At 74.7% G+C, this 9,149-nt stretch carries 6 protein-coding genes; 3 read left to right on the top strand and 3 right to left on the bottom strand.

Translation table 11 applies throughout. The annotated features are described in order from the left end of the window. Positions 1-133: 133 nt before the first annotated feature. Positions 134-1,180: a beta-ketoacyl-ACP synthase III gene (locus tag ACFT55_RS16490; protein WP_380244926.1), complete on the top strand. Its 1,047-nt coding sequence runs from the start codon at positions 134-136 to the stop codon at positions 1,178-1,180. A 249-nt stretch (positions 1,181-1,429) separates the two neighbouring features. Continuing rightward, positions 1,430-2,788, top strand: a complete 1,359-nt coding sequence (locus ACFT55_RS16485; protein WP_380244925.1) for a Gfo/Idh/MocA family protein — start codon at positions 1,430-1,432, stop codon at positions 2,786-2,788. Between the two features lie 73 nt (positions 2,789-2,861). Here ACFT55_RS16485 and ACFT55_RS16480 read toward each other — a convergent pair whose 3' ends face one another. The 3 genes from ACFT55_RS16480 to ACFT55_RS16470 all read right to left on the bottom strand — a co-directional run bounded on the left by ACFT55_RS16480 (position 2,862) and on the right by ACFT55_RS16470 (position 6,687). Then, positions 2,862-4,019 carry a Gfo/Idh/MocA family protein gene (locus ACFT55_RS16480; RefSeq protein ID WP_380244924.1) on the bottom strand — a complete coding sequence of 386 codons (1,158 nt, stop codon included), beginning with the start codon at positions 4,017-4,019 and terminating at the stop codon, positions 2,862-2,864. 72 nt (positions 4,020-4,091) lie between these two features. Further along, entirely contained in the window at positions 4,092-6,053 is a 1,962-nt protein-coding gene (locus ACFT55_RS16475) for a DUF6807 family protein (protein WP_380244923.1), read from the bottom strand. A gap of 145 nt (positions 6,054-6,198) precedes the next feature. Continuing rightward, entirely contained in the window at positions 6,199-6,687 is a 489-nt protein-coding gene (locus ACFT55_RS16470; RefSeq protein ID WP_380244922.1) for a MarR family winged helix-turn-helix transcriptional regulator, read from the bottom strand. 111 nt (positions 6,688-6,798) lie between these two features. Here ACFT55_RS16470 and ACFT55_RS16465 point away from each other — a divergent pair, with 111 nt between their 5' ends. After that, complete coding sequence (locus ACFT55_RS16465) at positions 6,799-9,102, top strand: LLM class flavin-dependent oxidoreductase (RefSeq protein WP_380244921.1); 2,304 nt, start codon at positions 6,799-6,801, stop codon at positions 9,100-9,102. Positions 9,103-9,149: the final 47 nt, after the last annotated feature.

Genomic DNA, 9,149 nt, shown 5'->3' with positions numbered 1-9,149 from the left:
GGTCACGGACTGGGCCCGGCAGGTGGTGGAGGCGGCGGAGGCGTTCGACGCCGGGGCGCAGGCGCTACGGGGCCGGCGCGATTCGAGGCGGCGGGTGGCCGGCACCCCGTGGGCGGGTGGGATGATCGCTCCCATGAGTGAGTCCACCGCACCCGTCCTGACGCTGCCCACGGGCGCCGTCGGTTCCCGCATCGTCGGCCTCGGGCACCACCAGCCCGAGAAGGTCATGACGAACGACGACATCGCGCAGCTCGTCGAGACCAACGACGAGTGGATCCGCTCGCGCACCGGCATCGTCACCCGGCACGTCGCCGCCGACGACGTCACCGTCGCGGACATGGCGACCGCCGCTGCCCGGCACGCGCTCGACGACGCGGGCGTCGCGGGCACGGACGTCGACCTCGTGATCGTCGCGACCACGACGGCGACCGACCGCTCGCCCAACACCGCCGGCCGCGTGGCCTACGCCCTGCGCACCGGCGTGCAGCCCGGCGCCAGCACGCCCGAGGGCGAGGACGAGCCCGACCTGCGCGACGTCGTCGGCCCCGCCGTCATCGACGTCAACACGGCCTGCTCGGGGTTCGCGTACGCCGTCGGCCTGGCCGACCAGGCCATCCGCGCCGGCTCCGCGCGCACCGCCGTCGTCGTCGGGTCGGAGAAGCTCACCTCCGTCACCGACTGGACCGACCGCAGCACCTGCATCCTCACCGCGGACGGCGCGGGCGCCGTCGTGCTCCAGGGCGCCGACACGCCCGCCGTCGGCCCTGTCGTCTGGGGCTCCGAGCCGGAGCTGACCCCCGCCGTGCGCATCGAGGTCCCCACCGAGAAGTTCGCCCAGGACGGCCGCGCCGTCTTCAAGTGGGCGATCACGCGCGCCGCCGACCGCGCGCGCCGCATCGTCGACGCGTCCGGTCTCACCCTCGACGACATCGGCGTGCTCGTGGCGCACCAGGCCAACCTGCGCATCATCGAGCCGCTGGCGAAGGCGCTCGGCCTCGAGGACCGCGTGGTCGTCGCCGACATCACCGAGTCCGGCAACACGTCCGCCGCCTCCATCCCGCTGGGGCTCTCCAAGTGGTGGCACGCCGGCAAGATCCCGGCCGGCACGCCCGCGCTGCTCTTCGGCTTCGGCGGCGGGTTCACCTGGGCCGGTCAGGTCGTCATCACCCCGTCGAAGTAGTCCGGACCCTGCCGAGGTAGTGCGGACCGTGCCGAGGTAGTCACGGGCTTGCCGAGGTAGTCGGGACCGTGCCGAGGTAGTCCGGATCGTGCCGAGGTAGTCGAAACCGTGCCGAGGTAGTCACGGGCTTGCCGAGGTAGCCCGAGGACGGGGGGGGCAGGCGGGGGTGTGGCCAAGGACGACGCTCCGGTAGGCTGGCAGGAAACCGCTTACCCGACGTCGCCCAGGCGACACGCAAGGAGATCGATGATGCCCGCCGCCCCGACCGGTCAGGACCGTCGGCGGTACGCCGTCGCCGGCACCGGGCACCGTGCCGGCATGTACGTGAACGCGCTGATCGGGGACCACGCCGACGACGGCGAGATCGTCGCGTGGGTCGAGCCCAACCCCGTGCGTGCCGCGGTGCACGAGGCGAAGGTCGCCGCGGCCGTCGGCGGGGAGCGCCCGCTGTACCACCCGGACGACCTGGAGAAGGCGCTCGACGAGCAGCGGGTCGACCGGCTGATCGTCACGTCGGTGGACAACACCCATGCGGACCTCGTCTCCCGGGCGCTGCGCGCCGGCGTCGACGTCGTCGTCGAGAAGCCCGTCGCGGCCACCGAGACGGAGGCGCGACAGATCGCGGACGCCGTCACCGAGACGGGCCGCGACCTCACGATGACGTTCAACTACCGCTACTCGCCGCGGAACTCGGCGCTGCGCGAGGTCATCGCGTCGGGCGAGATCGGCCAGGTGCTCAGCGTCCACTTCGACTGGGCCCTCGACACGGTGCACGGCGCGGACTACTTCCGCCGCTGGCACCGCGAGAAGGTCAACAACGGCGGGCTGCTGGTGCACAAGTCCAGCCACCACTTCGACCTCGTCAACTGGTGGATCGACGCCGTCCCGCAGCGCGTCTTCGCCAGCGGCGGCCGTCGCTTCTACGGGGACGACGCCGCGCACGAGACCGGCTACGAGCCGACGGCGGGGGAGCGGGCCCTGGCCGAGCAGGGCGTGGACCCGTGGCGCATCGACGTCGCCGCCGACCCGTACCTCGCCGAGCTGTACGGGCCTGAGGCGCAGGCCGTGGACGGCTACCGGCGCGACCGCAGCGTCTTCGACCCGGGCATCACCACCGAGGACACTCTCGGCCTGGTGGTCGAGTACGCCGGCGGCCCGGTGCTCACGTACTCACTGACGGCGAGCGCCCCGTGGGAGGGGTACCGCGTCGTCGTCAACGGCTCGCGCGGCCGTGCGGAGCTCGAGGTGGTCGAGCGCGGCTCCGTGGTCTTCGGCGCCGACGGCAAGGCGACGGTCGACCCGAGCTTCACCGCGACCTTCGGCGAGGACACGGTGCGCCCCGAGGGCGAGCGGCTCGTCGTGCAGAAGCACTGGGAACGGGCGGAGGAGCGGCCCATCGTCGCGGCCGGCGCCGGTGGTCACGGGGGTGGCGACGCGCTGCTGCTCTCCGACGTCTTCCGCGGGCGTTCCGAGGCCGACCCCCTGGGCCGTGCTGCCGGCTTCCGTGACGGCCTCCGCGCCTCCGGCATCGGCTACGCCGGGAACCGCTCGCTCGCCACGGGCGACCCTGTCCGCCTCGACGAGCTGGGCCTCGGCATCGACCTCTGACGTGTGGGTACGAATTGGGTCAGAATTCCGTGCGGAATTCTGACCCATTTCGTACCCACAGCGTTCCGGCGGGTCAGGTGGTCCAGGGGGCGCCGAGCTCGGTGAAGGTCTGCTGGGTTCGTGCGACCTCGGCGCACCAGTGCTCGACGTCGCGCACCACCGGGCGGCGGTCGTGCCCCTCGCCGCGCCACTCCACCTGCTCGGCGGGGATCGGGGCGGGGTCGGCACTCGTGCGCACCGCCTCCAGCACGCGCATGAAGGCGCCGGTGTCGCGGACGTCGCACAGCATCGCCCGCGAGCGGTCGGTGCGGGCGGCCAGGAGGTCGTCGAGCAACGACGTGCGGCCGTACGTCTTGGCCGTCTGCGCGACGTCGGTGCGCACCAGGAGGCGGTCGTGCTCGTACTCGAGGACCAGCTCGCCGCGGGTGCCGTGCACGACGACGCGCGCCGGGGAGCGGTCCGCCGCGCACAGCGTGAGCCCGAAGCCGTAGCGCCGCCCGTCCGCGTCCTGCACGCGTACCGACGACGTGTCGTCCGCCTCGATCGGGTTGGCCCGGTACAGGTCGGTGTCCACCCAGGTGACGTCCTGCGCGGTGGTCGCGCCACCGAGGCGCAGCGTGGTCGCGACGGCGTGCGCCAGCGGGTTGGTCACGACGCCGTCCACCACGTCGCGCCCGTCGAGCCGACGCCGGCCCGCCCACGCGGCGCGGCGCCAGTACGACTCCGTGCGCACCCACGTGCCCACCGCGCCGAACCCGACGACGTCGCCGATCTCGCCCCGGGCGAGGAGGTCGGCCGCCGCCGGCAGGGCGTGCGAGCCGAACGTCTGGAACCCGACCTGGCAGCGCCGGCCCGTGCGCTCGGCCACGGCCACCAGCTCCGTGTGCTCCGCCAGCGACGCCGTCGTGGGCTTCTCCAGCAGCACGTCGATCCCCGCCTCCATCGCGGCGCGGGCCAGCGGGAGGTGCGTCGGGATCGGGGTGCTGAGGACGACGACGTCCACCCGGGCGGACGGCGCGGACAGCAGGTCGCCCAGCGTGGGGAACCAAGGCGCGCCGGCGGCGTGCGCCTCGTGGCCCGGGCCGGGCTCGCGCGGGTCGACGACGGCGGCCAGGCGCACCCGGCCCGCACGTTGCAGCTCGAGCACGCGGCGCACGTGCGAGGCGCCGTGACCGTGCAGGCCCACCACCGCGATCTGCGGGACGAGGCCGTCGGGGGTCAGTTCCGTCATGGTCGTCCTGTCGTCTCGCGGGGCAGGGTTCGGGTGCAGTCTCGGGGCAGGTCAGGGGCTCGTCAGGGCAGGTCAGCGCAGCGTGGCAGCGAGGTCGGTGGCCTCGTCGAGGTCGAGCGCGCGGTCCACGAGGGCCGCCACGATGCCGGTCTCTACCGTCCCGCCGGCGGGCACCCGCAGGGGCGTGTCCCACGCCAGCGCCGGACCGGCCCCGGGGTAGTCGGCCGCGCGCAGGAACCAGTGCCGGGGCGGCGAGGTCTGTGCGATCAGCAGCGTCGTGCTGCGGTCCTCGGCGTACGGGTCGTGGTGCCGCTGCACGAAGGCCACCCACGGGGAGGTGCTGCCGTGCGCGTGCTCCTCACCCTCGCCCGCCGCGGACAGCACGACCGTGCTCCCCGCGATCGGCGCGCGCCAGAAGACGCCGCCGTAGCCCGCGCCCGGCCGGCCGTTGGTCGCGGGGGAGCGGATCTCCAGCGGCCCGTGCGACGCGTGCAGGGTGGAGCGCCACTCCAGCGCCCAGCCGTCGTCGCCCAGGAGCCGTGCGCCGAGGCGGCGCTGCTCGTCGAGCAGGGGTTCGCCGCGCTCGTCGTCCCACCGCACCGTGTCGAGCAGGACGTGGGGGGCGAGCGGGTCGACCTCCGCGCGGGTGGTCCGCTGCCGGCCGTGGTTGGGCAGCAGGGTCGGGCCGACGTCGGCCACGAAGGTGCGGCCGCCCCAGAAGCTGGTGCCGTTGACGTCGGGCACGGCCACGCTGACGCCGTAGTGGTGCCGGTGGTCCACGGGCTCCGACTCGGTGAGCGGGACGCCCGCGAGCGAGTGCACCGGGTGCAGGTAGGGGCGGGGGGAGTGGATGGCGGGCAGCCGCTCGCCGTCCACGTACCGGGCCAGCGGGACCCGGTCGCGGGTGTGGCGCAGCACGACCTCGCGCGGCTCGACGGACCACGCGGGGCCGAGGACGGCGCCCTCGACCTGCGGCGTCGTGGCGGGCGCGGGCTCCGTCACGACCGCCCGGGCGAGCCGGCGGGGTGCGGGCCCGGTGCTGGACCGTGCCTGCAGGCGCGCGGTGAAGCGGGTGGTCGCGGCGGGGTGGGCGTCGTCGACGATCACGGCGTGCAGCTCGCGCCACGCCTGGCGGCCCAGCTCGGCCTGGGGCACCGCCACCGTGGTCAGGGCGGGGGTCGCGTACCGGGCCAGGTCGATGTCGTCGTAGCCGGCCACGGAGATGTCGGCGGGCACGGCCACGCCGGCCTCGTTGAGGGCCGCCAGGAGGCCGAACGCGACCAGGTCGTTGTACGCGACGACGGCGGTGGCGCGGCTCGCGAGGACCGGACCGGCCGCGGCGTGCCCCGACGCGAGGTCGGCGCCGACGGCGAGCTCCACCACCTCCAGGTCCGGGTGGTGCTCGCGGGCCGCGGCGAGGCCGGCGCGCCGGGCGGCGTCGGTCGTCGCGGCACGCGGGCCCGCGAGGTACGCGAGCCGCCGGTGGCCGAGGCCGACCAGGTGCTCGACCACCTGCACCGTGGCGTCCGCGTAGTCGATGACGAGGCTGGGCGTCCCGGCGTGGTCGACCTCGCGGTTGATCACGGCCGCGGGCGTCACGAGGGGCAGCAGCGCGTCCAGGGCGGCGCCGGGCATGCGTGGCGCGACGAGGATGAGCGCGTCGCAGCGCATGCGTGCCTCGCGCGCGATCGCCGCCTCCTCGGAGGGGTCCTCGGCGGCGTCGGCCACCAGCACGCGGTAGCCGTCCTCGGCGGCGGCGGAGGTGACGCCGCGCAGGATCTGCTGGAACACCGGGTTGCCGAGGTCCGGCACCACGAGCGCGACCGTCGTCGTGCGGCCCAGGGACAGGCTGCGTGCCACGTTGCTGGGCCGGTAGTTCAGGTCGATCGCCGCCTCCTGCACCCGGGCGGCGATGGCAGGATCGACCGTGCTGCGGCCGTTCATCACGCGGGAGACGGTGGCGCGCGAGACGCCGGCGGCGGTGGCGACGTCGGCGATGGTCACCGAAGGTCGCCGGAGGTTCACGTCAGGCATCGATGCCTCCTCGGGCTCACGGCCCGACGGTACACCATGGGAAACCGGTTACCGCCCAGTGGTGCGCTCGGGCAAGGAACCGGTTTCCGGCCGCCCGGGGTGCAACGTGCGTGCTGACATGATCCTCAAACGGCCCGCTTGAGGATCATGTCAGCACGCACGATGCACCACCGGGGGCGGCAGCGGTCGCGGCCCGCTCCAGCAGGTGGCGCAGCACGTCACGCTCGGCGCCGTCCAGACCGGAGAGCAGCCCGTCCTCCGCGGTGCGCACCCGCGCGTCCAGGTCGGCGAGGACGACGCGCCCGTGGTCCGTCACGACGATGCGGCGCGCGCGACGGTCGGCCGGGTCGGGCCGGCGCTCGACGAGGCCGCACCCGGCAAGCTCGTCGAGCAGGTAGGTCATCACCGTGCGGTCGATGCCGAGGCGTGAGGCGAGGGCGGCCTGCGTGGGCGGGGCGTCGCGGTAGACGGCGGCCAGCACCTCGTAGCCGCGGCCGCCGTGCGGGACGTCGGCGCACGCGGCCGCGACCCGGGCGCTCCACTCCCGCAACAGCGCGGCGAGCGACCAGCCCAACGGGGACGGCGCGACCGGCGCGTCAGGCCCGGCGCTCGTCGGATCGGTGGTGGTGGTCACGTCGTCATCCTAAGGGAATGTGCGGTCGGTCAGAAGAGTTGCCGCTGATATCGTCTGTACGACAGACGATCTCCCGGTGACGGGAGCGGACTTCTCCGCGAAAGGCCCCGCATGACGGACTACGGCCACGACCTGGTCTTCGGCACGTTCCTCACCCCGACGAACCGCGACCCGCAGCAGCCGGTGCGGCTCGCCCAGGTCACCGAGGCGGCCGGGCTCGACCTGGTGACGTTCCAGGACCACCCGTACCAGCCGGGGTTCCTCGACACGTGGACGCTGCTGTCCTGGGTGGCCGCGCAGACCGAGCGCGTCACCGTCGCGGGCAACGTTCTCAACCTGCCGCTGCGGCCGCCCGCGGTGCTGGCGCGCGCCGTCGCCTCCCTCGACCTGCTGTCGGGCGGCCGGGCGGCGCTGGGGCTCGGCGCCGGCGGGTTCTGGGACCCGATCGTCGCCATGGGTGGCACCCGACTCACGCCGGGGGAGTCCGTGGACGCGCTGGAGGAGGCGCTCGACATCATCCGGGGGATCTGGGACGGCCGGGAGCGCCGCGCCCTGCGGGTCGACGGCGCCCACCACCGCGTCGCGGGCGCCAAGCGCGGCCCGGAGCCGGCCCACGACGTCCCGATCTGGCTGGGCGCGCTCAAGCCTCGCATGCTGCGGCTCATCGCCCGCAAGGCGGACGGCTGGCTGCCGTCGCTCGCCTACCTCAAGGACGGCGACCTGCAGCGCGGCCACGCCATCATCGACGAGGCGGCCGAGGAGGCGGGCCGGCACCCGGCCGAGATCCGGCGCCTGCTCAACGTGCAGGGCGCGATCACGGCCGAGCCGCGCGGCTTCCTGCAGGGCCCGGTGGAGCAGTGGGTGGACGAGCTGGCCGCGCTCGCGCTCGAGGACGGCATCGGCACCGTGATCCTCGCCGCCGACGACCCGGACCTCATCCGGGTGTACGGCGAGGAGGTCGCGCCCGCCGTGCGCGAGCTGGTGGCGCGCGAGCGTGCGACGTCGGGCACCGCACCCGCCGCGTCCCAGCGGGGCGCGCACGCTGTCGCCCTGCGCCGGCCAGGCATCGACTACGCCGCGGTGCCCGCCTCCCTCGCGGCGACCGCCGTCGAGCCCGGCGACCGCGCCTACGACGGCGTGCGGCACAACTACCTGCGCTCCGGCGCGCCCGGCCTGGTCCTGCGTCCCCGCGACACGGCCCAGGTGGCCGAGGCCGTGCGGTTCGCGCGGTCGCAGGACGTCCCGCTGGGCGTGCGGTCGGGTGGTCACGGCATCAGCGGGCGGTCGACCAACGACGGCGGCATCGTCGTCGACCTCGGCGCCCTCGACCAGGTGGAGGTCGTCGACGAGGCGACCCGGCGCGTCCGCGTGGGCGTCGGCGCCACGTGGGGCCGCGTCGCGGAGGCGATCGCGCCCCGCGGCTGGGCGATCAGCTCGGGCGACTCGGGCGGCGTGGGTGTCGGCGGGCTCGCCACGGCGGGCGGCGTCGGCTTCCTCGGCCGCACCTACGGCCTGACGATCGACCACGTCGTCGCGGCCGAGGTCGTCACGGCCGACGGCCGGGTCGTGCGGGCGTCGGCCGACGAGCACCCGGACCTGTTCTGGGGGCTGCGCGGCGCGGGCGGCAACCTGGGCGTGGTGACGTGGGTCGAGATCGAGGCCATGGAGCTGAGCGGGCAGGGCACCGTCGTCTTCTCCCAGATGACGCTCGATGCCACCGATGTCGCGGGCGTGCTGGAGCGCTGGGGCGCCGTCGTCGAGTCGGCGCCGCGCGAGCTGACGAGCTTCCTCGTCCTGTCGCCCGGCCGCCGGGGGCGGCTCGCCGACGGCAGCGACGACCAGGGCCCCGTCGCGCAGCTCATGACGGTCTGGGCGGGGGACGACACGGACGCCGCCGTCGAGCAGCTCGAACGCCTGGCCGGGGCCGGCCCGCTGCTCGCGCACCAGGCGTACCTGCTGCCGTACGCGGGCGTCGTGCAGGCCGGCGACAAGCACCACTCCGGCGGCGGCGACCCGGCCGTCCGGTCCGGGCTGGTCGCGCACCTGGACACCGCGACGGCCCGCGCCTTCGAGAAGCTGGCGCTGTCGGGCGAGGCGTACTTCCTGCAGGTCCGTGCGACCGGCGGCGCCGGCAACGACGTCGACCCGGGCGCGACGGCGTACGCCCACCGCCACCAGAACTTCCTGCTGTCGGCGATGTCCTCCGCCCAGGACCGGCTCGACGCCGTGTGGGACGCCGTCATGGCGCCGCACACCGACGGGCTGTACCTGTCGTTCGACACGGACACCCGGCCGGAGCGGATCACCGACGCGTTCCCCGAGCCCACGCTCACCCGCCTGCGCGAGGTGAAGCGCGACTGGGACCCCGACAACGTGTTCCGCGCGAACTTCCCGGTCCCGCCCGCGGCCCCCTGATCTGTTGTGGGTACGAAAGCGGTCAGAATTCGGCCGAGAATTCTGAC

This window comes from Isoptericola sp. NPDC057191 (assembly GCF_042670225.1).
In the GTDB taxonomy this organism is placed as follows: domain Bacteria; phylum Actinomycetota; class Actinomycetes; order Actinomycetales; family Cellulomonadaceae; genus Isoptericola.
The sequence above is the reverse complement of the archived record's forward strand: the minus strand, read 5'-3'. Positions and strand labels throughout refer to the sequence as shown.

Excerpts from the sequence above, each read along its gene's own strand:
- ACFT55_RS16465 (WP_380244921.1), top strand. The coding sequence starts at position 6,799 with ATGACGGACTACGGCCACGACCTGGTCTTCGGCACGTTCCTCACCCCG.
- ACFT55_RS16490 (WP_380244926.1), top strand. The coding sequence starts at position 134 with ATGAGTGAGTCCACCGCACCCGTCCTGACGCTGCCCACGGGCGCCGTC.
- ACFT55_RS16485 (WP_380244925.1), top strand. The coding sequence starts at position 1,430 with ATGCCCGCCGCCCCGACCGGTCAGGACCGTCGGCGGTACGCCGTCGCC.
- ACFT55_RS16475 (WP_380244923.1), bottom strand. The coding sequence starts at position 6,053 with ATGCCTGACGTGAACCTCCGGCGACCTTCGGTGACCATCGCCGACGTC.
- ACFT55_RS16480 (WP_380244924.1), bottom strand. The coding sequence starts at position 4,019 with ATGACGGAACTGACCCCCGACGGCCTCGTCCCGCAGATCGCGGTGGTG.